The sequence below is a fragment of the Corallococcus llansteffanensis genome, assembly GCF_003612055.1.
In the GTDB taxonomy this organism is placed as follows: Bacteria; Myxococcota; Myxococcia; order Myxococcales; family Myxococcaceae; genus Corallococcus; species Corallococcus llansteffanensis.
Genome location: NZ_RAWB01000090.1, coordinates 1 through 22,515, shown reverse-complemented (window position 1 = coordinate 22,515; position 22,515 = coordinate 1). Strand labels below are relative to the sequence as shown.

At 70.8% G+C, this 22,515-nt stretch carries 22 protein-coding genes; 11 read left to right on the top strand and 11 right to left on the bottom strand.

Going from position 1 to position 22,515, the window contains the following annotated elements; all coding sequences use genetic code 11:
• Positions 1–1,376, top strand: a 1,376-nt coding sequence (locus tag D7V93_RS11340) for a vitamin K epoxide reductase family protein (protein WP_244237238.1), incomplete at its 5' end; no start/stop codon positions are given.
• Between the two features lie 17 nt (positions 1,377–1,393).
• Entirely contained in the window at positions 1,394–1,774 is a 381-nt protein-coding gene (locus tag D7V93_RS11335; protein WP_120643416.1) for a translation initiation factor, read from the top strand.
• 25 nt (positions 1,775–1,799) lie between these two features.
• Here the strand turns inward: D7V93_RS11335 and D7V93_RS11330 are convergent, their stop codons facing one another.
• Both D7V93_RS11330 and D7V93_RS11325 read right to left on the bottom strand, forming a co-directional pair.
• Positions 1,800–2,807 (bottom strand): isocitrate/isopropylmalate dehydrogenase family protein, encoded by a 1,008-nt coding sequence (locus D7V93_RS11330; protein ID WP_120643415.1) that lies wholly within the window; start codon positions 2,805–2,807, stop codon positions 1,800–1,802.
• A 189-nt stretch (positions 2,808–2,996) separates the two neighbouring features.
• Positions 2,997–3,791 carry a DUF2270 domain-containing protein gene (locus D7V93_RS11325; protein WP_120643414.1) on the bottom strand — a complete coding sequence of 265 codons (795 nt, stop codon included), beginning with the start codon at positions 3,789–3,791 and terminating at the stop codon, positions 2,997–2,999.
• A 168-nt stretch (positions 3,792–3,959) separates the two neighbouring features.
• On the opposite strand from D7V93_RS11325, the gene D7V93_RS11320 reads away from it, so the two are divergent.
• The 3 genes from D7V93_RS11320 (at position 3,960) to D7V93_RS11310 (ending at position 8,680) form a co-directional block, all read left to right on the top strand.
• The gene (locus D7V93_RS11320; RefSeq protein WP_372338311.1) at positions 3,960–6,002 is read left to right on the top strand and encodes a hybrid sensor histidine kinase/response regulator; all 2,043 of its coding nucleotides are present in this window, start codon (positions 3,960–3,962) and stop codon (positions 6,000–6,002) included.
• 183 nt (positions 6,003–6,185) lie between these two features.
• Complete coding sequence (locus tag D7V93_RS46550; protein WP_158623708.1) at positions 6,186–7,310, top strand: GNAT family N-acetyltransferase; 1,125 nt, start codon at positions 6,186–6,188, stop codon at positions 7,308–7,310.
• Positions 7,311–7,420: 110 nt separating this feature from the next.
• Positions 7,421–8,680, top strand: coding sequence for a tetratricopeptide repeat protein (locus D7V93_RS11310; protein ID WP_120643412.1), 1,260 nt, complete (start codon positions 7,421–7,423; stop codon positions 8,678–8,680).
• A 24-nt stretch (positions 8,681–8,704) separates the two neighbouring features.
• Here the strand turns inward: D7V93_RS11310 and D7V93_RS11305 are convergent, their stop codons facing one another.
• On the bottom strand, positions 8,705–9,136 hold the full coding sequence (locus tag D7V93_RS11305; protein WP_120643411.1) for a helix-turn-helix domain-containing protein: 432 nt from the start codon (positions 9,134–9,136) through the stop codon (positions 8,705–8,707).
• A 79-nt stretch (positions 9,137–9,215) separates the two neighbouring features.
• Here D7V93_RS11305 and D7V93_RS11300 point away from each other — a divergent pair, with 79 nt between their 5' ends.
• Positions 9,216–10,064 (top strand): class I SAM-dependent methyltransferase, encoded by an 849-nt coding sequence (locus D7V93_RS11300; RefSeq protein ID WP_120643410.1) that lies wholly within the window; start codon positions 9,216–9,218, stop codon positions 10,062–10,064.
• Positions 10,065–10,147: 83 nt separating this feature from the next.
• Here the strand turns inward: D7V93_RS11300 and D7V93_RS11295 are convergent, their stop codons facing one another.
• The 3 genes from D7V93_RS11295 to D7V93_RS11285 form a co-directional block, all read right to left on the bottom strand.
• The gene (locus D7V93_RS11295; RefSeq protein ID WP_120643409.1) at positions 10,148–11,476 is read right to left on the bottom strand and encodes a type II toxin-antitoxin system HipA family toxin; all 1,329 of its coding nucleotides are present in this window, start codon (positions 11,474–11,476) and stop codon (positions 10,148–10,150) included.
• A gap of 3 nt (positions 11,477–11,479) precedes the next feature.
• Positions 11,480–11,725, bottom strand: coding sequence for a helix-turn-helix domain-containing protein (locus D7V93_RS11290; protein ID WP_158623707.1), 246 nt, complete (start codon positions 11,723–11,725; stop codon positions 11,480–11,482).
• A gap of 151 nt (positions 11,726–11,876) precedes the next feature.
• A complete protein-coding gene (locus D7V93_RS11285; protein WP_120643407.1) occupies positions 11,877–12,491 on the bottom strand; it encodes a DUF4230 domain-containing protein in 615 nt (204 codons plus the stop codon).
• 91 nt (positions 12,492–12,582) lie between these two features.
• On the opposite strand from D7V93_RS11285, the gene D7V93_RS11280 reads away from it, so the two are divergent.
• Positions 12,583–13,185, top strand: a complete 603-nt coding sequence (locus D7V93_RS11280) for a 2OG-Fe(II) oxygenase (RefSeq protein WP_120643406.1) — start codon at positions 12,583–12,585, stop codon at positions 13,183–13,185.
• Here D7V93_RS11280 and D7V93_RS11275 read toward each other — a convergent pair.
• Positions 13,182–13,712: a hypothetical protein gene (locus tag D7V93_RS11275; RefSeq protein ID WP_147451133.1), complete on the bottom strand. Its 531-nt coding sequence runs from the start codon at positions 13,710–13,712 to the stop codon at positions 13,182–13,184. The genes D7V93_RS11280 and D7V93_RS11275 overlap by 4 nt on opposite strands.
• A 250-nt stretch (positions 13,713–13,962) precedes the next feature.
• On the opposite strand from D7V93_RS11275, the gene D7V93_RS11270 reads away from it, so the two are divergent.
• Positions 13,963–14,667, top strand: a complete 705-nt coding sequence (locus tag D7V93_RS11270) for a hypothetical protein (RefSeq protein ID WP_120643404.1) — start codon at positions 13,963–13,965, stop codon at positions 14,665–14,667.
• Positions 14,668–14,754: 87 nt separating this feature from the next.
• Here the strand turns inward: D7V93_RS11270 and D7V93_RS11265 are convergent, their stop codons facing one another.
• The gene (locus D7V93_RS11265) at positions 14,755–16,296 is read right to left on the bottom strand and encodes a hypothetical protein (RefSeq protein WP_120643403.1); all 1,542 of its coding nucleotides are present in this window, start codon (positions 16,294–16,296) and stop codon (positions 14,755–14,757) included.
• Between the two features lie 174 nt (positions 16,297–16,470).
• On the opposite strand from D7V93_RS11265, the gene D7V93_RS11260 reads away from it, so the two are divergent.
• Positions 16,471–17,217, top strand: coding sequence for a hypothetical protein (locus tag D7V93_RS11260; RefSeq protein WP_120643402.1), 747 nt, complete (start codon positions 16,471–16,473; stop codon positions 17,215–17,217).
• Between the two features lie 16 nt (positions 17,218–17,233).
• Here the strand turns inward: D7V93_RS11260 and D7V93_RS11255 are convergent, their stop codons facing one another.
• The gene (locus D7V93_RS11255; RefSeq protein WP_120643401.1) at positions 17,234–17,791 is read right to left on the bottom strand and encodes a helix-turn-helix domain-containing protein; all 558 of its coding nucleotides are present in this window, start codon (positions 17,789–17,791) and stop codon (positions 17,234–17,236) included.
• Between the two features lie 86 nt (positions 17,792–17,877).
• Between D7V93_RS11255 and D7V93_RS11250 the strand changes: the two genes are divergently transcribed.
• Together D7V93_RS11250 and D7V93_RS11245 are read left to right on the top strand one after the other, a co-directional pair.
• Complete coding sequence (locus D7V93_RS11250) at positions 17,878–18,600, top strand: SDR family NAD(P)-dependent oxidoreductase (RefSeq protein ID WP_120643400.1); 723 nt, start codon at positions 17,878–17,880, stop codon at positions 18,598–18,600.
• The gene (locus D7V93_RS11245) at positions 18,597–19,622 is read left to right on the top strand and encodes an S-adenosylmethionine:tRNA ribosyltransferase-isomerase (protein WP_120643419.1); all 1,026 of its coding nucleotides are present in this window, start codon (positions 18,597–18,599) and stop codon (positions 19,620–19,622) included. The genes D7V93_RS11250 and D7V93_RS11245 overlap by 4 nt, the downstream gene beginning before the upstream one ends.
• 4 nt (positions 19,623–19,626) lie before the next feature.
• Here D7V93_RS11245 and D7V93_RS11240 read toward each other — a convergent pair whose 3' ends face one another.
• Positions 19,627–20,850 (bottom strand): zinc-dependent alcohol dehydrogenase, encoded by a 1,224-nt coding sequence (locus D7V93_RS11240; RefSeq protein ID WP_120643399.1) that lies wholly within the window; start codon positions 20,848–20,850, stop codon positions 19,627–19,629.
• 154 nt (positions 20,851–21,004) lie between these two features.
• On the bottom strand, positions 21,005–22,515 hold a 1,511-nt coding region (locus D7V93_RS11235; RefSeq protein WP_244237237.1), incomplete at its 5' end, for a Ppx/GppA phosphatase family protein.

The following is a 22,515-nucleotide window of genomic DNA, read 5'->3' as shown; positions in this document are numbered from 1 at the left end:
CCCCCGTTCCCACCCGTGGCGCACTCGCGCTGCTGCTGTTGGGAATCGCCACGAGCGGGCTCGCCGTCTACCAGTGGATGGAACTGCTCACGCTGCGCGCGGGCGGTGCCACCAGCTGCGGCATCAACGAGCACGTCAACTGCGAGACCGTGTGGAATTCGGACTTCGCCAGCGCCGTGCACGACACGCTGGGCATCCCCATCGCCGGCCTGGGCCTCGTGTGGGGGCTCACCGCGGTGGGCCTCTCCGCGCTGTACCTCGCGTGGGCCCAGGCGAAGCGCTCCGTGCGTCCGGCCGCCAGCGGCTTGCGCCTGCTGGCGCTCGCGGGCGTGGTCTCCGTGGCCGTCTTCGCCGCCGCCAGCGCCCGGGTGGGCGTGGTGTGTCCCACCTGTCTGGGCACCTACGTGCTGGTGCTCGCCTTCGCCGCCGTCGCGTGGCGGGGCCTGCCCGGACCGCTGCTGCCCCAGGCGGGCGAGTGGGGCGACACGCTCAAGTGGACGGTGGGCATCGCGGCCGTCGCCTTCGTCGCCATGCTGATGCCCGGCCGCAGCACCCCGCACGCGCCGAAGGCCGGCGCCTTCCTGCCGCCTCCGGTGGCGACGTCGTCGCAGCCGGCGGGGGACTCGACCCCCAACGTGCCGCCCGCGCCCCCGCCGCCAGCCACGCTGGATGCCTTCATCGCGAGCCTGCCCCGCGAGCAGCACCAGTTCCTGTCGAACGCGCTCGCGATGTACCGCGCCGGCACGCCGAAGCTGGCCGCCTTCCCCGCGCGCCGGCTCTTCGGTCCGGTGGAGGCGCCGGTGAAGGTGCTGGAGTGGACCGACAGCAAGTGCCCCCACTGCAAGGCGCTGGTGGAGGAGCTGGCGCTCATCAAGCAGCACGCGCCCCAGGGTTCGCTGTCCGTGGAGGCGCGGCAGTTCCCGCTGGATGGCGCGTGCAACCCGGCCATCCCCCGGCGCGGCCCGGACGCGCCCAGCGTGCGCTGTGACGCGGCCCGGGCCATGGTGTGCCTGGAGGGCGCGAAGGACTTCTGGGAGCTGCGCGAGAAGCTGTTCGCCGCGCAGGCCTTCCTGGACACCGACAAGGTGATGGAGATCGCCAGCTCCGGCTCCGTGGCGCGCCCGCAGCTGGAGTCGTGCATGTCCGCGCCGGAGACCGTGGGCAAGCTGCGCCAGGACGTCGAGTACGCGCTGAAGTACAACATCCAGGGCACGCCGCTCGTGCTGGTGAACGGCCGCGAAGTGCCGCCGTCCGCGCCGCTCATCTACGCGCTGGTGCTGGCCCGGGGCAACGCCAACCACCCCGCCTTCGCCGTCCTGCCGCCGGCGATGACCATGCCGTCCGGTGGCGGCCATGAGGGCCACGCCCACCCGTAGCAAGAGGGCCCCACGCCATGGGCAAGCGCGACAAGAAGGCCGAGTCCCCGCCTGCGCCGGGGCCCTTCAACAACCCCTTCGCCGCCCTGTCCGCGCAGCGGGAGGCCCTGCCCGCGGGGCCGCCTCCGCCGGAGCCCCGCGCGAAGCCCGAACCCAGGGGGCCCGCGCGCGCCGTCGTGCGCATGGAGCGCAAGGGGCGGGGCGGCAAGGAGGTGACGGTGGTGGAGCAGCTGGGGCTGCCGGCCTCGCAGCTCGACACCTGGCTCAAGGCGCTGAAGGGCGGCCTGGGCTGCGGCGGCGTCGTGGAGGAGGACGCGCTGGTGTTGCAGGGAGACCAGCGCGAGCGGCTCCCCGCGCTCCTGGAAGCGCGGGGGGTTCGCAAGGTCATCGTCGGCTGAAGGCCGCGCTCGCTCTCGCGCGGGACTACAGCGCGGCGATGATGGCGTCGGTGAACTCGCGCGTGGTGGCGCTGCCGCCCAGGTCGCCGGTGCGCACCTTCGCGTCACCGCCGTAGACCTTCTGGATGGCGGTCTGCATGCGGCGGGCTTCGTCCTTCATGTCCAGCCACTCCAGCATCATCACCGCGGACATCATCAGCGCGGTGGGGTTGGCGATGCCCTTGCCCGCGATGTCCGGGGCGGTGCCGTGCACGGCCTCGAAGACGGCGGTGCGCTCGCCGATGTTGGCGCCCGGCACCATGCCCAGGCCGCCCACGAGGCCCGCGCACAGGTCGCTGACGATGTCGCCGTACAGGTTCTCCGTCACCAGCACGTCGAACCGGGTCGGGTCCTTGACGAGCTGCATGCAGAGGTTGTCGACGATGACCTCGTCGTACTGGATCTCCGGGAACTCGCGGCCGACCTTGCGGCAGCAGTCCAGGAAGAGGCCGTCCGACAGCTTCATGATGTTCGCCTTGTGGATGGCGGACACCTTCTTGCGGCCGTTCTTCTTGGCGAACTCGAAGGCGAAGCGCGCGATGCGCGTGGAGGCCTTCTCCGTGATGATCTTCAGCGCCTCCACGACGCCCGGCACGATGATGTGTTCCAGGCCGACGTAGAGGTCCTCGGTGTTCTCGCGCACGACGACCAGGTCGACGTTCTCGTAGCGCGTCTTGACGTTGGGGACGCTCTTCACCGGGCGCAGGGACGAGTACAGGTCCAGCCGCTTGCGCAGGCCCACGTTCGCGGACGGCAGGCCGCCGCCGACGACGGTGCCGGTGGGGCCCTTGAGGGCGACGCCGCTCTTGAGGACCGCTTCCACGGTCTCGTGGGGGAGGTTGGTGCCGAACTTGGCCACGACCTCGGTGCCGGCGTCCTTGAACTCGAACTCCAGCGGGACCTTGAGGGCTTCGAGGACGCGAATGGTGGCCGCAGAAACTTCGGGACCGATGCCGTCGCCGTTGATGACCGTCACAGTGCGCGTGTTCGCCATGGGGGCGGTTCACACCACAAATCCGCAGGGGCCGGAAGGACGAAAGCGGCCCCGTTTCAACAGGGAGGCATGGTCGCCATCAGCCCGGGCGGCCCGCTCCCCCGCCTCCCGGGGGTGCGAGGAGGAGCCCCTCCGGACCCGCACCCTCCGTGACCTCCGGGGCGCCTGGACCGCGTTGGGACCTTCCGCTCAGTGGTCGAACGGGGTCGTTGGGCGGGGCGTCGTGGGGCGGTTGCCCGCCGTCGCCGTGCGGCGCGGGCGCTTGCGGCGCTGGATGGCGTAGGGCCGGTAGAAGGTCTCCCACATCGCGGCCCGGCGGCCCCGGGGGCGCGTGCGCAGCTCTCCCAGCGGCGCCCGGATGAAGAAGGACGCGGTGAAGAAGTAGGCCGCCCCCACCGTGAGCAGCAGCAGCGCCCCCATCACCAGCGGGCCGGGGATCCACGCCACGTGGGCCCGCTCCGTGAAGTCGCTGAAGTCCCGGGGCGGACGCGGGTGGCTGTAGACCTTGAAGAACCACGTCACGAGCAGGACGATGAGGATGGGTCCATACGCGCGGTTGAGCCGCGTCGCGATGGCCGACCCCAGCGACAGCTGGATCTGCGGCCGCGACATCTCCACCGCCAGCTCCCGCAGGGCATCCGGATCCACCGGCTCCCGCCGCAGCATCGGCGCCCACCAGCCGTCCTCCAGCAGGCGCACCCGGCGGTTCCACAGGTCGTAGTAGCGGTAGCGGCGCGCCTCGATGAGCAGGAACGACACCACCATCCAGATGCCCACCAGGAACGTCACGTGCGAGCTCTCCGGCGTCGCGAAGCCGAAGGAGATGACCGCCGCCGTCGTGGTCAGCGCCCAGTTCGTCGTCGTGTCCAGGCGCGTGCGCCACGTGTCCGAGCGGCTCAGCTCCCCACGGAACAGCTGCGCCATGGCCTGCTGGGAGACCAGGGGCTGCTCCAGATCATTCGGCCTGCGCTCTTTCACACTCATCCGTGCCAGGGAAGGTGGGGATGACCCGCGCCATCAGCCAGGGCCTCCCGCCAGCCAGGCCCTCGTGCTCCGTCACGGGCCTGGCGGTGTGCGGGGGTGGACACTCGCGCGCGCGCCCACCGGGGGGGCCGGGTGGCTGCGAGCAGGGGGAGTGCGCATCGTCCGCCCTTGAGCGTGCCTTCCGATACCGCCATCACCGCACTGTCGGGCCTGCTCTCCGACGAGGGCGAGCGCATCACCCGCCTGTGGGCCAAGCGCCTGCGGGCGGAGACCTATGAAGTGGAGGTCCCCGGCCGCGACCTGCGCGCGCCCCTGCACCACCTGCTGGACGAGCTTGCCCGCCTGCTCCGCGACCGGGGCGAGGACGCCGTGCGGCTGTGGCCGGAGGTGGTGCGCTCGCACGGGGCGTACCGCTACGACCAGAACTTCGAACCCGAGGACCTGACGCGCGAGTTCAAGTCGCTCGAGGAGGTGCTGCTCTACGTCTACGCGCGCCGCAACGGGGGCTTCATCGACGCGGACGTCGCCGAGCTGGTGTCGGAGCTGGTGTGGGAGGCGGACGCGTCCGCGCAGGCCTCCTACGCGCGCGTCCTCAAGACGGAGGAGGTCCGCTTCCGCGAGGCCGCGGTGATGGAGTCGGTGCTCAACCACGTGGAGGTGGGCATCCTCCTCGCGGAGACGGACGGCATGGTGTCCTTCGCCTCGCCGCCGGTGAGCCGCCTGATGGGCGTGCCCATGCGCGCGGTGGTGGGTGCGCGCGCCGCCAGCTCGCTGGCGCCCGTGCTGACGCAGGTCAACGCCCGGCACCCGACAGGCGAGCCCTTCCGCGTGCAGGACATGCCGTTCCTGCGCGCGCTGCGCGAGAAGGGCCCGGTGCGCGGCGTGATGATGGTGGTGGAGCGCCCCGGCGGCACCGACGCCACGCTGGAGATGAGCGCCACGCCGGTGTGGGAGGAGGACCACGTCCTCGCCGGCGTCATCCAGACCTTCAGCGACCGGACCGAAGCGGCCGTGAAGACCAAGGCGCTGGAGAACGCCCATGGCGAGGTGCGCAGGCTCCAGGGACAGCTGCTGCGACGCACGCGGCAGCAGGCGCTGGGGCAACTGGCGAGCGGCGCCGCGCACGCGCTCAACAACTTCCTCAACGTGCTGCGGCTGCGCATCACGCTGCTGCAACGCGAATACAAACCCGAGCACGTGGAGGCGCTGGACAAGACGGTGCGCCAGATTGGCGAGCTGGTCGCGCGGCTGCAGGAGTTCGGCGTGCAGCGCACCGAGGAGCGGCTGGCCAACGTGCCGGTGGACCAGACGGTGCGCGAGGCGCTGGAGCTGGCGCGAGGCGAGCTGGAGCAGCGCGAGCACCCCGTGCACACGGAGCTGGACCTGGGCTTCCCCTGGGGCGTGAAGGCGGACGCGGGCTTCTTCCGCGAGCTCATCGTCAACCTGCTGCTGTCGGCGCGGGACCGGATGGAAGGGGGCGGAACGCTCCGGGTCCGCACCCGTCCGGAAGGGGAGGGATGGCTGACGTTGACGCTGGAGGACGGCGGCTCGCCCTACGCGGTGGAGGAGCTGGCGCGCTTGTTTGATCCGCTGCGCCGCGACCCGGGCGCGCCCCAGTTCTCGCTGTTCCTGGCGGTGGCGCGCACGCAGGTCCAGCGCTGGGGCGGAGAGCTCACGGTGGAGAACCGGCGGGACGGCCCGGGCGCGAGCTTCGTCGTGCGGCTGCCGCGCTTCAGCGACACCGCGGTCAGCGACAGCGCCGCCAACGAGCCGGTGCGGATGGCGCCGGGAGGCGTGCCGCACCTGACCCGGCCCGCGCGCCGGGTGCTGGTGGTGGACGACGACCTGGACAACGCGCGGATGATGGCCGAGGTCCTGGGCGAGGAGGGCTACGACGTGCAGGTGGCGCACAGCCCGGAGCTGGCGCTGCGCATCTGGGAGAAGCACCCCTTCGACGCCGCGCTCCTGGACGCGGTGATGCCGGAGATGACCGGCTGGGAGCTGGCGCGCGAGCTGCGGCAGCGCACGCCCCAGGCCTTGCTGGCCATCGTCACCGGCATGGACGTGCGCGGGCAGAACCGCGCGAGCCTCGCGTTGGTGGACGCGGTGTTCCGCAAGCCCATCGACGTGGGCGCGCTGGACGAGTTCCTCGCGCAGACCCGGGGAGAGGAAGCGCCCGCCGAGGGGCTGGACGCTCCCGACAGTCGCTGAGCACCCCCATGGCGTCCGTTCGGGGCGCCTGCGCGAGCGAACGGCGCGGCAACCCGAACAGCACTTCCGCCAACCGTCTGGATCTTGTCCAGGGGGTCCGCTACTCCGCTATCCTGTTGTGGTGCGTGTGTTTGCGAAAGGAAGTGCCGGATGCCGCAGCCAACGATTGGGATACTCGCAGGGATGGGCCCGCGGTCCACGGCTCCCTTCATTGAGCTGGTGCTCACGGAATGCCAGCGTCAGTACGGGGCGACGAACGACATCGACTTTCCGAAGATGATGATCTGCTCATTGCCGGCGCCCTTCTACCCGGACCGGCCGACGGACCACGCCGCGATGGAGGCGACCCTGCGCGAGGGGCTCCAGGACGTGGCGCGGACTGGGGCTGACTTCATCGCGATTCCCTGCAATACCGCCCACGTCTACCATTCCAGCCTGGCGACCAGCATCGATGTACCGCTGTTGAACATGGTCCGTCTGACAGTCGATTCCCTTCCCGACACGTCGCGGTCAATCGCGCTCATCGCGGCACGACCCACGGTGGAGTCCGGCATCTACCAGGAGGGCCTCCGTCGGATGGGAAAGCGGGTGGTCGACCTGGACTGGCAGGGCCAGGTCGACCAGTTGATCGGTTCGACCCGGGGCTCCAGGGACGCGGCCGTGTTCCGCTCGGGCTGGGCTTCCCTGGTCGAGCGGGCCGCGTTGGCGGGGGCGGACACGATGCTCATCGCCTGCATGGACTTGAGTGCCATCAAGGTCCACCTCGACACGGAACTCCAGGTGCTGGACGCGGGAGAATGTCTGGCGCGGGAAATCGTTGGCCGGTGGCTCTCCCTTCGCGCGCACGATGCGGGGCTCGCGGTGTTCCACGAGCGCCGCCGCGGGCGATTCAAGGTGACGACCGATCCCAAGCAACTGGATGCGCAGTCGATACACGCCTCCCTCACCCGTTCGTACTGGGCCGAGGGAATCTCCAAGGACCTCGTCGCGCGCTCGCTCCAGCGGTCGCTGTGCTTCGGCCTCTTCGACGAGGATCGTCAGGTGGGGTTCGCGCGGGTCATCACGGACCATGCGACCTTCGCCTATCTTTGTGATGTCTATGTCCTGGAGGAGTACCACGGGCAGGGACTGGGGACGTGGTTGGTGGAGGCCGTCGCGGAGCATCCGTCCCTGGCGAAGGTTCGTCGCTTCGTCCTCGCGACCCGGGATGCGCACGGGCTCTACGCGAAGTTCGGCTTCACGCCCTTGCAGGCGCCTGACCGGTTCATGGAGATCTTCCGGCCCCAGGTCTACAAGTCGAAAGGCTGAGCCGACGCTGGGGGCGAGCCCCGCCTCTCATGGCCCCGGTGTCCCATCGGGGACAGGTCCGACAGGGCCTACGACAGGGACGGAGATGCATTCTAGAGTCCCCGCGCGTGATGCCCCTGTCGGAACTGGAGCGCCTGCGCCGCAAGGTGGAGGCGGGAGACGTGCTCAGCGACGCGGAGCTGGACGCGCTGCGCGCGGAGGCCGCGTCGAGCCCCGGCCCCACGCTGCGCCTCACCGTGGCGCATGCCCTGGTCAACGCCGACGCCGAGCGTGAAGCCCTGCCGCTGATGCAGGCCCTGCGACGCGACTTCCCGGAGGACCTCCAGGTGCGCCTGGGGCTCGCGCGCACGCTGCTGGGCCTGGAGCGGCACCGCGACGCGGAAGGCGAGCTGCGCGAGGCGCTGGTCCTGAGCCCCGGTGACCCGGAGGCCCTCAAGGTGCTCGCCGTGCTCGCGCTGCGACAGGGCGAGGCCGCGCGCGCCCGCGCCTACGTGGCCGAGGCCGTGGCGCGGGACCCCTTCGACGCGGAGGCGAAGCTGCTGCGCGCGGAGCTGGAGGCCGCGGACCTGCCCCCGCCTCCGGTGGTCGAGGAGCAGGTGCTGCGCCCGGAGTTCACCGCCGCGCTCACCGCCGCGCTGGGCCGCGCGGGCGTGGCCTTCCGACGCCAGGGCAAGGACCTGCTGGTGAAGCTGGCCTCCGGCGGCGTGGGCCGCGTGGACGTGGGCTCGCTGTATGCCGCGTACCGCGAGGCCCCCGGGGCCCAGGGGCTCACCGCGCACGCGGAAGCGCTGGCGGCGCGGCTGGGCGGACTGTCCTCGGGCGTGGGCCCGACGGGCGTGGCGTTGGATTCACTGCGGCCCGTGCTGCGGCCGGCGGGGTTCGTGGCGGGAACCCAGGGCGCGCTGTACCGGCCGGGCCCGGCGGGGCTGGAAGTCTTCTACGTGCTGGAGGACGCGGAGTTCGTGCGCTACCTGCCCGCCAGCGCGCTGGGGGAGTCAGGGCTCACGCTCGAAGCCGTGGACGCGGCGGCGTGGCGCAACCTGGAAGCGCATCCCGCCGACGTGCGGCCCGTCGTCATCGACCAGGGCGAGGTGCGGCTGGCGGAGGCGTTCTCCGGCGTGTGGGCCGTGACGGGCGGGGATGGACACGATGGGGCGCGGCTGCTCACGAAGGCCCAGCGTCGGTGGCTCGATGCCGCCACGGGCGGCGGGCTCCTGCGCGTGAGCCTGGGCCGCCGCGAGGTGGCGCTGCTGTGCCGGGCGTCGGACGCGGGCTCGGTGCAGGTGCTCACCGCGCTGGGACATGCACCGGACGGGGTCCCCGGACTGTTCCTGCTGGACGGTGAGTCGCTCCGCCAGGCGCCGTCCTGACGGCCAGCGCGGACTCCCTGGGTGCTACGTCGGACGAGGAGCCCTCTTCCTTCGCGCTCCCAGCGCTCCAGACGCGGCGGCCCGCAGGAGGCGGCGGAAGGTGGGGCATTCCATGTGGCTCGGCGCGGAACAGGCCGCGGCGTGGCGGAGGCCGTCGCGCATGGCGCTGAGCTTGCGGAGCGTCTTGTCCAGCTCCTCCGCCTTGTCCGCGAGCATCTGCCGGTCGATGCGCGGTCGCCCGTCTGACGCGAACATGCGCGCGATCTCATCGAGCGAGAAGCCAGCGTCGCGCCCCAGTGCGATGAGCGCCAGCCGTTCCAGCACGCCAGGCTCGAACAGACGGCGCAGGCCCCGCCTGCCGATGGAGGTGATCAGCCCCTTCTCCTCATAGAACCGCAGCGTCGAGGCGGGAACCCCCGACCGCTTCGCCACCTCGGTGATGTCCAGGTCTCCCATCCGCTTGACCTCAAGTCGACTTGAAGTGCCACAGTGCTGTTTCCACTGCTTGAAGGCAAGTCAGTCGAGGGAGCCAATCATGGATGACACGCACCAGACCGATGACGCGCAGACGAGGCTTTGGAACGGCCCCGCCGGACGCGCCTGGGTCGACTCGCAGGCGTTGCTCGACGCGATGTTCACACCGTTCGAGGACCTGCTCGTCGAAGCGGTCTCCGTTGGCTCGGCGGCCCGGGTGCTCGACGTCGGCTGCGGCACCGGCAGCACCACGCTCGCCGTCGCGCGGCGGCTTGGGGCGAAGGGCCACTGCGTCGGCATCGACATCTCGGAGCCGATGATCGCCGCCGCCCGGGCCCGCGCCGAACGGGAAGGCACGCCGGCAAGCTTCATCCGCGCCAACGCGCAGGGCCATGCGTTCGAGCCCGCGAGCTTCGACCTCATCGTCTCCCGCTTCGGCGTCATGTTCTTCGACGACCCTGTCCGGGCTTTCGCGAACCTGCGGCGTGCCGCGAGCCCCGACGCCGGGCTCCAGTTCATCGCGTGGCGGAGTGCCGCGGAGAACCCGTTCATGACGACCGCCGAGCGCGCCGCGGCACCGCTCCTGCCGAACCTCCCCGCCCGCCGGCCTGATGCGCCGGGGCAGTTCGCCTTCGCGGACCGGGGCCGGGTCTCCTCCCTCCTGGAGGAGAGTGGCTGGGCAGACATCGAGCTCCAGCCCATCGATGTCGTCTGCACCCTGCCCGAGAAGGAGCTGGTCCGTTATCTGACCCGGCTCGGTCCCGTCGGTCTGCTTCTTCAAGAGGCGGACGTCCGAACCCGCGCGCAGGTCATCGAAACGGTCCGTGCCGCCTTCGAGCCCTACGTGCACGGAGCGGAAGTCCGCTACACCGCTGCCTGCTGGAAGGTCAGCGCTCGCGCGGGTACCTGATTCACGGCTCAAGACCGTTCGCAGCAGCCAAGCAGGTGTTCGCCGTTACCGCCAGACGGGGATTCGGGCGCGGAGGGATGACGTTATCGCAGCCCTGTCTTCGCTGCATTGGCTGCCTTGCGCAGTCCCTCCAGGATCGGTTCGCTGACGGTGTCTGGGAAGTCGCGTGGAAGCAAAGCGCGCACCTGTTCGATGACTTGAGGAGTCTTCTCGATGACCTCTTCAAAGATCTGGCGAGCGGATTCCTCAAGCCCACACTGGCGAGCAGTGTCGAGCCAGTGGGCCATGCGAATCTCCTTCCATTTGTAGTGCCGGTTGGCGCCGAAGACAGCCATCGCCATCTTCACCTTGTGTGGCGAGAGCTGATTTCGTTTCCGCCCAAGAAAGGGGTAGGCGGAGAGAACGTCGTACCTGGGCGTCAACCGGAAGTGTCCTCCCGCTTCGATGAAGACACTGAAGTTCTTGGCGTGACCATCGATCGCGCACAACAACCAGAAGAGGAACTGCGTCCGGAGGAAGTCGTAGCGATCCTCAAGGGCATTGCTCGACCCAAGGAGTATTTCAAGGATCTTGCGGATGCCAGGACCCCCATTTTGTTCGTACTTCATTCCCGGAGGGGTTCCCGTCACCTGGCAGAAGTCTTCTTGCGGCAGGCGTATGAGCCAGGAGCCATCGCTGGCCAGACGACGATCAAAGCGTTCCACGACAAGGACTTGCTGCCCGGCGAAGGCCCTGATCTCGCATGGTGCGCATTGCACGCCATAGTGGCGTAGGACCTGCGCGCAGAGCCATTCGTTCTCGACCGAGGCGGAGAGATCAATCCCGAAAGGGTCGGATGCGGCCATCGGGAGCTTGAAGATGTGCGTGGTGGGCGTGGTGCCCTCCGGCACCCACCATTTGTTGTCGTGCCAGAGAAGTGCGGTCTTCTCCTGGGCGCCGGCCAGGGAGATCCGGAAGTCGTCATCGTCCTGTGCACCCATTGTGGGCGTGCGCACGCGAGTGAGGATCTGCCCGACCCCTGCGTCGGTGATCGGACGGCCTTGGATGAGACGGACGTCTGGAGGTAGAGCGTCCGGTCGGAGGAGTTGGACTGCGCCAACGCAGTCACGACCGGCCTCTTCAAGCAGGTCGAAGGGCGATGTCGACGAGACGCCGAAGCGGGTCATCATCCGCCGCCGGATTTCGTCGCTGTCCGGAAGCAGGTTGTCGAAGAAGGGTTGTACGACCTTCGTCCTGTAGGGCTCATCCGAGGGGCGCAGCGGCATCGACAGCGACAGGGGGCGGGCGCGGGGCGATTGGATCCACTCCTCAAGGTAGTTGAAGCGATGCTCGCCCATGTCAACCGTCCATCGGCCCACGCGCTCGCCATTCATCCACACGTCAAGTGCACGCGTCTTCGAAGGTCGTGCCATGCCCTACCACTCCGACTGCGTCTTCTGTGGGGTTCTATCGCGGAGTACGAACTCGACATTCAGACCTGCGAGGATCTGGAACAGGCGATCCACACCGAGCCGGTCCGGATAGGTCTCCGCGTGCGAGATCGCCTTCTGGGTAAGACCCAGGCGGGTCGCCAACTGGTCCTGTGTCAGCCCCCGCGCCCGGCGATAGCCGCGGAGGACGGCGCCAAGCTGTGCGGGGGTTTGGGCGGAAAAAGTGATCATTATTCCTCCAGGCGGATAACCGAAAAATATCCCGCCCAGGGGATATTGCCAGAATATCCCCACCAGGGGATATCTACTCATTATCCCGCTGGAGGAATATTGGGCGGATCCCCGATAACCGGTTTCGAGGGAGCCGAAATCTCGCCCGGAATCAGCCCGCGCTTCCCAGGGGCAGCGTGTCCACGAAGCGCACCTCGCGGAAGCCGAGCGTGAGCAGCAGTCCCCGCAGCGAGCGCTCCGCGGACTGGCGCGCCTTGTCCTGCAGCCGCGTGTCCTGCCGGACCTCGCGCTCGAAGGCGAGGCGGGCCTTCTCCAGGAGCTGCGCCGTCTGCGCGCTGTCCAGGTTGGAGTCGATGATCTCCGTCTCCCCTGGCCGCAGCGCCACCGTCACCACCAGGGGCGGCAGGAGCACGTCCACCCGCGTGCCCGCGGCGTGCAGGTGGCTTGCGTCGAAGCGCTGGAAGTCGAAGCCCAGGTGCGCGTCCGCGAACACGATGGCGCGCCCGTGCGGGTTCTTCAGCGTGTAGCTCGCCCAGAGCAGCACGTCCTTCCACAGGGCATCGGTGGCCGCCGGCTCCGGCGTGAACACGACCTTCTTGTAGAGGGCGACGTCCAGCGTCTCCAACCTCGCCACCTCCCGCATCTGCTCCACCACCGCGGCGCTGTCCGGCAACTTCTGAGCGGCCGGGCGCAGCAGCACCCATGCGACCAGCGCGCCGAGCGCGGCGGCGGCGAGGACGGAGAGGACTCGCGAGAGGTTCGCCATGGCCCGGCAGTCTACCCGCTTCCTTTGCACCGGCGTCCTGGGGCAGCGTGTCGCCTGCGCACCTGGCGGGCGCTGGAGGCTCGGAGATGGGATGGACCTGACGGACGCGGAGGTGGAGGCCCTGGGCACGCACGGATACTTCCTGCGCGACGCCTTCCTCGGCGAACCTCGGGCCCTCGCGGTGCGGGACGCGGCGCTGGCCCGGGTGGAGGCAGGCGTGCTCCGGCCCGCAGGCATCCGGCGCGGCGCGGACCACTCGCTCGACACCTCCGTGCGCGGTGACCACATCGAATGGGTGCTGCCCGGCGCGGACGCCGCGCTGGAGACCCTGTGGCACCACTTCCGTGAGCTGGGCGACGCGGTGTCTTCGGCCGCGTACCTGGGCCTGGGGCGCTTCGACGTGCAGCTCGCCTGCTACCCCGGGGGCGGCGCGCACTACGCGCGGCACCGCGACGCGTTCCCGGGTCAGTCCAACCGGCGGCTCACCGCCATCTGGTATGCCAATGCCGGCTGGACGCCCCAGGACGGCGGCATGCTGCGCCTCCATCCCGAGGACACCGGTGCTCCGGTGGACGTGGCGCCGGTGCTGGACCGGCTCGTGGTGTTCCTCAGCGAGCGGCTGGAGCACGAGGTGCTTCCCTCGCACGCCACCCGCCTCGCCCTCACCGCCTGGTTCTACGGCCGGGGCGCCTAGCCCGCGTCCCAACCGAGGACAGGGCCCGCATCCCAGCGGGGACCCGGACCGGCATCGAACGCGGAGCCGGCGTCCACCGTTCCTGCGTCGACCTCGCCGGTGCTGCCCTCCAACACACCGATGATGTAGATCTCCCCGGTTCCCTCCGTGCCCGGGCAGGCGTACGGGTTCCGTTTCAGCAGGATCCGCGTGTACGCGACGGACCCCGCGTACACGTCCACGAAGGAGGCGCCGGCGTACACCGCGCGCCCCGCGGCGTTGTAGGCCTGCACTGACACCGAACGCTCCTCCCCGCGGGGGACGTTGTTGATGATGCCCTCGATGTAGCCGTTCCCCACGGAGAGGGCCTTGGGCCCGATGGGCGGGAAGTCCGAGGCGGACACGGTCGCGTCCGCGCTCACGACGCCGCACGCATCCCCCTGCAGCGAGATGCGCAGCTTCACGGACTCCTCTCCGAGCTCGCCGTCCGGCCCGGTGCCCTCCCCGGGCTGACAGGCCGCGCCCAGCAGCGCAAAGCCCATTCCCAACACGACTCTCCAGCCGGCTCGCTTCATATTCCCTCCCTGGTGGCGCATCGACCGCGCGCCGTTGAGACACGCTCGCCCGCCAGGTTGGGACATGAAGAAAGGACAAAGCCTGCCTGCCCCCCAGGCAGATTTATTTTCAAGGGGCATTTTCAGAGGGGGCGGTGCCAGCCGGAGCGCCTGCGGTGCCTGCCCTCCGGCCGAAGAGTGCCTACGTTGCCCAACAGTCATGTTCGTACGGGAGAGCCAAATCATGATCCAGAACAGGATGAAGCGTCATTGGGTGGCGGGGCTGGCGATGGGGGCCTCGATGGTGTTCCTCGCCGGCTGCGGAAGTTCGAAGGCCGCCCGGGTGGACGACAAGATGATGGCGCGGGTCCCCGAGGATCAGCTGGGGGAGGTGCGTGAGGCGCAGCAGGCCCGCACCAAGGCCGCTGACAACGTGACGCGGGCCGAGGTGGCCGTGCGTGACGCGGAGCGCGCCGCGGACGTCTCCCGCCGCAACGGGGATGCCGCTCGGAGTCGCATGGAGGCGGAGCAGGCGGCCGTGAAGGCCGCGGAGGCTACCGGCCAGTCGGGCCCCATCGCCCAGGCGCAGACGAGGCTCCAGGGCGCCGCGGCGGGACGCGCCGCGGCCGAGGCCGAGGTGGCCTGGCATCTGCGCAAGACGGACACGCTCAAGGCGGAGAAGGGCCTGCGCGATGCCGAGCTGAAGGTGGCGGACGCGGAGCTGAACCAGGCCCAGTACAAGGCCCTGGAGCGGTCCGGCGACGTGCGCGCCAAGGACATGTCCGAGTCGGAGTTCCTGTCCGCCATTGCTGACGCCAAGCGGGAGGTGGAGGACTCGCGCCGCCGCGTGGACGAGCAGCGGCGCACGGAGCAGGACGCCCGCGCCCAGTGGGAGCGGCTGCGCTCGCAGACCCCGCAGGCCTTCGGCGGCAGCGGCTCCGCGCGCTGACGCGCCCGTCGCTGATGTCATGAACCGCTCGAGCGGGACGGGCCCCTCGCACCTCGTGCGCAGGGGGCCTGTCCTCGCGTCCGGCGGTCACTCCACCCGCAGCGTGACGGCGCCCTTCAGGTCGCGCTGGAGGGTGAGCCAGAGCGCCTTGCCGGCGGCGTCCACCGACGCGAAGTAGTCCGTGTCCGCGGTGAGCTTCTGTCCGTTCAGCGTGACGGCACCGGGCGCGCTCGCGGCGGTGTAGTCGTGCACCACCAGCATCGGGTGCATGAGCGTGCGCCCCGCGGTGTCGAACGCCAGCGCCACGCGGTTGGAGGCGGCGTTCGCTTCCCACGTCGCATGGACGGGGTTGTAGCCGGCCACGTCGTAGGTCACCTCGTCCGTGCGGCCCACGCCGCCCGGGCCGCGCGTGCGCACGGTGCCCTCGGTGGCGGAGAGCTTCACGCCCTGCCACGCCTCCACCTCCGACGCGAGCGACAGCACCGGATTGGACGCGTGCGTGCCCAGCACCATGAAGACGGAGTAGCTCTGGTACGGGTAGCCGGAGAGCATCACGCCGTCATCGCCCAGACGCGGGTACTGCCTCATGCCCACCGCGCCGAAGTTGCTGCCCCACGCGAGCCGGTGGGAGTTGGTGACGAAGGGCAGCTCGTACTGGTTGAGCTGGTAGGGCCAGTTGTAGTCCGCGGGCATGGGGCCGGCCTCGTGGCGCGTGCCCCACTCGGGATACAGCCAGTAGCCGCCCGCGGGCTTCTGCTGCCACGTCTGGGTCTGCACCGCGCCCATCTCCGCGTCGGGCGCGGCGGTCCACATGCGCGTGTAGGGGACGATGTTGGGCTCGCGGTAGTCCCAGCCGGTGGCCATCGTCACCGGCGAGTTCAGCGTGACGAAGCGGTAGCGGTCGCCCCAGCCCAGGCCGGCGATGTTCGCGTTGGCGTTGCCGTCGAAGCCCAGGTCGCCGTAGGGCGAGCGCACGTCGGCTTCAATCCGGTCCGCGGGGAAGCCGGAGGAGTCATGGGTGATGGCGTAGAGCGGGTGGTCGCGGCCGGTGGCGAAGAGGTACTGCACCGTCACCTGCACCACGTGGCCGTCCAGCGACAGCGGCCACTTCAGCTCGTGCAGCGCATGGTGGGCGCCCTTGAAGACGGTGCGCCCGGTGCCGCGCGCGTCCTGCGTCCACGCTCCCCATGGCTGGCCGTCCTTGAGGTGGCTGGTCACCATGCCCCAGCCGGGCACCTGCGGGTTCTGGCCGTCGCAGGTGCGCTGGGCCCCGGCGGCCTCGTAGGTGTAGCGGCGGATGTAGCCGCCATTCCAGCCCGCCGGATCCGCCGCGTCGTTGCGCACCAGCGACACCGAGCGCAGGCGGCAGTCGTGGTCGCGCCAGACGTAGCGGTCCGTCCGGAAGCCGCCCAGGTCCTGGTCGCACTGCAGGCGCACCGGCGCGCACGTCCCGCTGGCCGGGTCGGTCCCGGGCAGGCCCGTGGCGCAGATGTCCGACGCGGTGGTGTCGGGGTCGTTGTCGTTGTCGCCGGGGCGCACCTCCTTGCTGCCGCAGGCCGCCAGTCCCAGGGACAGCAGGAGCACGGCGCGTCGCGCGGAGGCAGGAGCGGGTTTCGTTCCAGAAGGCATGGCGGTCCCTTGAGAGAAGTGCCCGGGTCTCCTGTCACCCTCACCCCGGGTGGCGCAAGCCTCCACTCCGAGCGCCTGCTCGTTTCCTCCCAACTCCCAGCAGCCGGGCAGCCAGGCTCCCGCTCCCGTGGCAGGGGGGCCCCGGAGCCCTAGGGCTGTGGTCACCCTGGGGGAATGGCGGACGCTCGGAAGCTCGTCGCGGTGGGAGTCCTCGGCCTCTTGTCGGTCCCCGCGCTCGCAGAGGAGGGGGTGGAGGGCCGGGTGCAGGAGTTCTTCCTGGGGAACGGGGCCGCACCCCAGCAGCGTCATGAGTTGCAGCTGGGCACCGGGCTGGAGTGGACGCGGCAGCAGGGCGAGTCTCGCTTCGAGCTGCCCGTCGCCACCGAGTACGGCCTCAGCGACCGCGTGCAATTGGAGGCGGAGGTGGCGCTGACGACGCCGGAGGATCCGCGCGGGCTCGACAGCGCCGAGGCGGGCGTGGGCTGGGCGTTGATCAACGACGGACGGCATGGCTTCACGCTCAGCCTGGGCATGGACCTGCTGGCCACGCGCGATGACGTGGACGACCGCTTCCGTCCGGGTTTCGAGCCGTACCTGCTGGCCTACCAGGACGTGGGGCCGCTGGGCTTCAACCTCCAGCTCAAGGCGGAGGAGCTGCCCGGGGTGCGCGGCCTGGGCGGCGAGCTGCATCCGGACCTCGCGGCCGGCGCGGTGCTGGAGTTGGGACCGCTGCGGCCCACGGTGGAGGCCGCTTGGCGCGACGAGGACGGCACCTCCACGGTGCTCCTGGCGCCGGGCCTGCTGGCGCATCCGGTGAAGTCGCTGGAGTTGGGCGTGGCGGTGCCGTGGCGGCTCCATGCGGACGGAGCGCGCGACGTGGGCGTGATGGGGATGCTCATCTGGCAGGGCGGCGGCGCGTAGGCTGCCCGGAACCGCGTCAGACCGACGGGGTGAGCAGCACGACGGAGTAGCCCACCGCCGTGCGCGTCCCCGGGTTCTCATAGGAGTGCTTCTGGTCGCCCCGGAAGACGACGACGTCGCCCACTTCGAGCACGAAGCGCTCGCCGCTGGCAATCAGCGCGAGCGTGCCGGACTCACAGGCGAGGTACTCGCGGGTGCCGGGCGTGTGGGGCACGCCGGTGATGCGCGCGCGGGCCGGTAGCTCCAGCCGGTCGAACTCCATGCCGGGCAGCGGGTCAGGCAGGAGCTTGCGCAGCAGGGCCGCGCCACGCTGACGCACCAGGAGGCTTTGGCGAGGGTAGTGCCGGGCGCTCGCCTTGGGCCGGGCCAGCAGCTCCTCCAGCGAGACCTGGAGCGCCCCCGCCACCCGGTGCAGCACGGAGAGGGTGGGGTTGGCCGCGCCGGACTCCAGGTGCGCCCAGGTGGCCCGGGGCACGCCCGCCAGCTTCGCGAGCTGCACCTGCGTGGCCCCGCGTGTCTCCCGCAGCGTCCGCAGGTTGCGCGCCAGCCTGCCTGGAAGGTCCTCGTCGCTCATGCGCTGGCATTCTGCCAACCCATTGGCGGCGATGCCATCCGATGGGAGCGCTTCCGCTATTGCTCCTCCCAACGGAGGAGCAAGCCATGGACCTGAAGCATCAAGCAGTGCTGGTGACGGGAGCGAGCCGGGGGTTGGGCCGGGCGCTGATGGAGGGCTTCGCGCGCAGGGGCGCCCGGGTGGTGGGCGTGGCGCGCGACGCGAAGGCGCTGGACGCGGCGGTGAAGCCGCTCCAGGCGCAGGGCCTGCCGGTGCATGCGCTGGCCTTCGACGTGGGGGACAAGCAGGCCATCTACCCGCTGGTGGGCGCGGCCACCGCGCTGGTGGGGCCGCTGGACGTGCTGGTCAACAACGCGAGCATCCTCGGGCCCACGCCGCTGCCGCTCCTGTTGGACACCGCCTGCGAGGACGTGTCGCAGGTGCTGGAAGTCAACCTGCTGGGCCCCTTCCGGCTCAGCAAGGCGGTGGCAGGCAGCATGGTGCTGCGCGGGCGGGGCCTGGTGCTCAACGTCACCTCCGACGCGGCGGTGTCCGCCTATCCCCGCTGGGGCGCGTACAGCGTGTCGAAGGCGGCGCTGGAACACCTGACGCGCATCTGGGCCGCGGAGCTGGAGGGCAGCGGCGTGCGCCTGCTGACGGTGGACCCCGGGGACATGGACACCCGCATGCACAGCGACGCGATCCCGGACGCGGACCCCGCGACGCTGGCGAGGCCAGAGGACGTGGCCTCTCGCATCCTCGCGCTGGTGGAGGCTCGCGACACCGCCTCGGGGCAGCGGTTCGAGGCCGCGAAGTGGGAGGCCGCATGAACGCCGCCCGCTGGCCCCGCGAACACCCCGACGCGGCGAGGCTGCTGCACGTGGAGCCCCGCGCGGGCCGCTTCACGGACAGCGTCGCCTCCGACCTGCCCACGCTCCTGCGCGAGGGAGACCTGCTGGTGCTCAACGACGCGGCCACGCTGCCCGGCTCGCTCGCGGGCCGCACCGGCGCGGGCGCCGCCATCGAGTTGCGCCTGCTGGCCCACGAACCGGACGACACCTGGACGGCGGTGCTCTTCGGCGCGGGCGACTGGCGCCGCCGCACCGAGGACCGGCCCCCTCCGCCGGAGCTGCCCGTGGGCGCGCGACTGGAGGTGGGAGGCCTCACGGCGCGGGTGGTGGAGGTGCTGCCCCCGTCGCCCCGGCTGCTGCGCGTCGCCTTCGATTTGAGCGGCGCGGCGCTCTGGCAGGCGCTCTATCAAGCGGGGCGGCCGGTGCAGTACGCGTACACGGCGGGGCCGCTGGCGCTGTGGCACGTGCAGACGCTCTACGCCGCGCGCCCGTGGGCCGCGGAGATGCCGTCCGCGGGCCTGCCCCTCACGGCGTCCGTGTTCCAGCGGTTGAAGGCGCGCGGCGTGCGGTGGGCGTCGCTCACCCATGCGGCGGGGCTCTCCTCCACGGGCGACGCGGCGCTGGATGCGGCGCTGCCCCGGCCGGAGCGCTCGGACATCCCCGCGGCCACGGTGGCGTGGGTGGAGGAGACGCGGGCCCGGGGCGGGCGCGTGGTGGCGGTGGGAACGACCGTGGTGCGGGCGCTGGAAGGACGCGCGACGCAGCACGGAGGGCGCCTGGTGCCGGGCGAGGACGTGACGGACCTGCTGCTCGGGCCCGGCTACGTGCCCCGGGTGGTGCATGGGCTGCTCACCGGCGTGCATGAGCCGGGGAGCAGCCACCATGCCCTGCTCCAGGCCTTCGCGCCGCTGCCGCTCCTGCAGCGGGCGGCGGCGCACGCGGAGGCCCTGGGCTACCTGGGGCACGAGTTCGGCGACACGTGCCTGCTGCTGGATGCGTGAGCTGTCATTGGACGGTGGCGCCCGGCTCCAGCTCCACCTTCACCCAGCCCGGCTTGCGCAGGTCGAAGTTGCGGTACGCGTCGATGGCCGATTCCATGGTCTTCACGTGGCTGAGGATGGCGGTGGGGTCCACCGTCCCGGCGCGCACCAGCTCCAGCAGGCGCGGGACGTACTTGCGGTGGTTGCAGTTGCCCATGCGCAGGGTGAGGTTCTTGTTCATCGCGTCGCCAATGGGGAACGCGTTCATCGTCTGCGGGTACACGCCGATGATGGACAGCGTGCCCGCCTTGGCCAGCGCCTGCACGGCCCACTGCGCGGCCTGCGACGGCCCGTCACCGGGCACCCAGTTGTCGCCGTCCGGCTTCGTCTTGGGGGCGACCTGCGCCACCTCGCGCTTGAACTCGGGCGCCTCCGCCTTGGCCTTCTTGGCGGCGGGGCCATGGTGCGCGTGCATGGCGTCCACGCCCACCGCGTCGATGGCGCGGTCCACGCCGATGCCTCCGGTGAAGCGCTTGAGCGTCTCCACCGGATCCTCCTCCTCGAAGTTGATGACCTCCGCGCCCTGGCTCCGCGCCAGGTTGAGCCGGTCCTCGTGGCAGTCGATGGCGAACACGCGGCCCGCGCCCAGCAGCTTCGCGCTCACGATGGCGAACAGGCCCACCGGGCCGCAGCCGAACACCGCCACGGTGTCACCGGGTTTGATCTCCGCCATCTCCGCGCCGAAGTAGCCCGTAGGGAAGATGTCGGAGACGAGGATGGCCTGGTCGTCGGTGACGCCGTCGGGCACCTTCACCATCGTGACGTTCGCGAACGGGATGCGCGCCTTCTCCGCCTGGAGCCCGTTGAAGGGGCCCGTCATCGCCGGGCCGCCGAAGAAGGCCGTGCCCGCGGCGGGGCCGTTGGGGTTGGCGTCGTTGCACTGGGCGTAATAGCCGGCGCGGCAGTAGGAGCAGTTGCCGCACGCGATGGTGGAGCAGATGACCACGCGGTCACCGACGTTGAAGTTGCGCACGTCGTCGCCGAGCTCCTCGATGATGCCTACGCCTTCGTGGCCCAAGACGGTGCCGGGCTTCATGCCGGGCATGGTGCCGCGGATCATGTGCAGGTCGGTGCCGCAGATGGCGCTGGCGGTCAGCCGGATGACGGCGTCGGTGGGCTCCTTCAGCTTCGGCTCCGCGACGTCATCCAGCCGGATGTCCCCAATCCCATGGAATACGACAGCCTTCATGATGCGCTCCTTGCCCCGCCAGGGCCTTGAAAGACGAAACGGTCCACGGCGCGGTGCGCGCGGACACGTATCCCTGGACGCTGGTCATGGCGGTGCGGCGGGGCAAAGCTGTCACTGCTCCCCTTGCTGGTGAGCAGACGGGGAGGCAGTGGCCCTAGCGCCCGACCGAGTGGACCTGGAAGGCGAGCCGCTTGCCGAAGACCTTGCGGAAGGCGACGACCTCGCGCTCCGCGTTCCACAGCTCCAGGTCCAGCGGCTGGCGGGCGTGCAGGTGCAGCGTGACGATGTCGCGCCCGTGCGTCACCTTGAACTCGCGGATGGGCTGGTGGTGGCTGTGGTCCAGCGCGTTCGCCAGGCGCAGCAGCGTGGCCAGCTTGCGCACGCGCCGCGCTTCGGACGGGGTGAGGCCCGCCATGCCGGAGTGGGACAGCTCCGGCTGGGAGCGCCGGTGGTAGCGGGCGACGCGCGCGATGAGCTCGCGCTCGCGGTCCGCGAGGCCGGGGATGTCCGCGTTGTGGATGAGGTAGTACGTGTGCCGGTGGTGGCGCTCGTGGCTGACCGCGGTGCCGATGTCGTGCAGCAGCGCGGCGACCTCCAGGTGGGGGCGCACGGACAGGGGCAGCTGGTGCAGCGAGGCCAGCCCGTCGAACAGGGCCAGGGACAGGCGGGCCACCTGGCGGGCGTGCTTCTCGTCGAAGAAGAAGCGCTGGCCGATGGCGAGCGCCGCGTCCGCGAGGCTGTGGTCGTCGCGCGTCTCGTCCTGGCGGTAGAGCAGGTCCACCAGCAGGCCGTCGCGCAGGCCGCGGTTGACGACGCTGACGGACTCCACGCCCAGGTGGCGGGCGACGCCCTCCAGGATGACGGCGCCGGAGACGATGATGTCCGCGCGGCGCGGGTCGAAGCGCTTGCGGCGGCGCTCCGGCGGCATCGCGGCCAGCGTCTCCACCGCCTGGGTGAGCTGGCGCACGTTGGCGTTGCCGCCGTTCTCGCCCACGGCGTAGCCCGCCACGGCCTGGATGGTGCCGGACGAGCCCAGCGCGATGCGGGGCAGCGCGGGGAGCTCTTCGGGCAGGGTCTTGTGGAGCACCTCGTTGACGAAGCCGCGCATGAGGCGCAGCTGCTTGGGCGTCACGGCGCGCGAGGTGTCGAACACCTCCGTGAGCCGCACCGAGCCCAGCGTGAGGCTCCACAGCTCGTCGGGCCTCTCGCCGGTGGCGATGGCGACCTCGGTGCTGCCCCCGCCGATGTCGATGAGGAGCGAGCGGGCGTTGGCGGGCTTGCGGTGCAGCACGCCCAGGCAGATGAGGCGGGCCTCCTCCTTGCCGCTGACGACCTCCAGCTCCAGGCCGGCCTCCTCGTGCACGCGGCGCACGATGTCCTGGCGGTTGCGGGCCTCGCGCAGGGCGCTGGTGGCGACGGCGCGCACCTGGGCCTTGTGACGGCGGCAGAGGGCAGCGTAGCGGCGCAGGGTGGACAGGAGGCGGTCGGCGGTCTCCGGGGGCATCTCGCCGGTGGTGAAGACGCCCTCGCCGGGGCGGATGGGGTCGCGCTCCTGGTGGAGGGTCTCGAGCGAGCCATCGGCGTCGGGGCGGGCCAGCTCCAGGCGCACGGCGTTGGTGCCCACGTCGATGGCGGCGAGGACGGGCGGCGGGGTGGGGCGTGCGG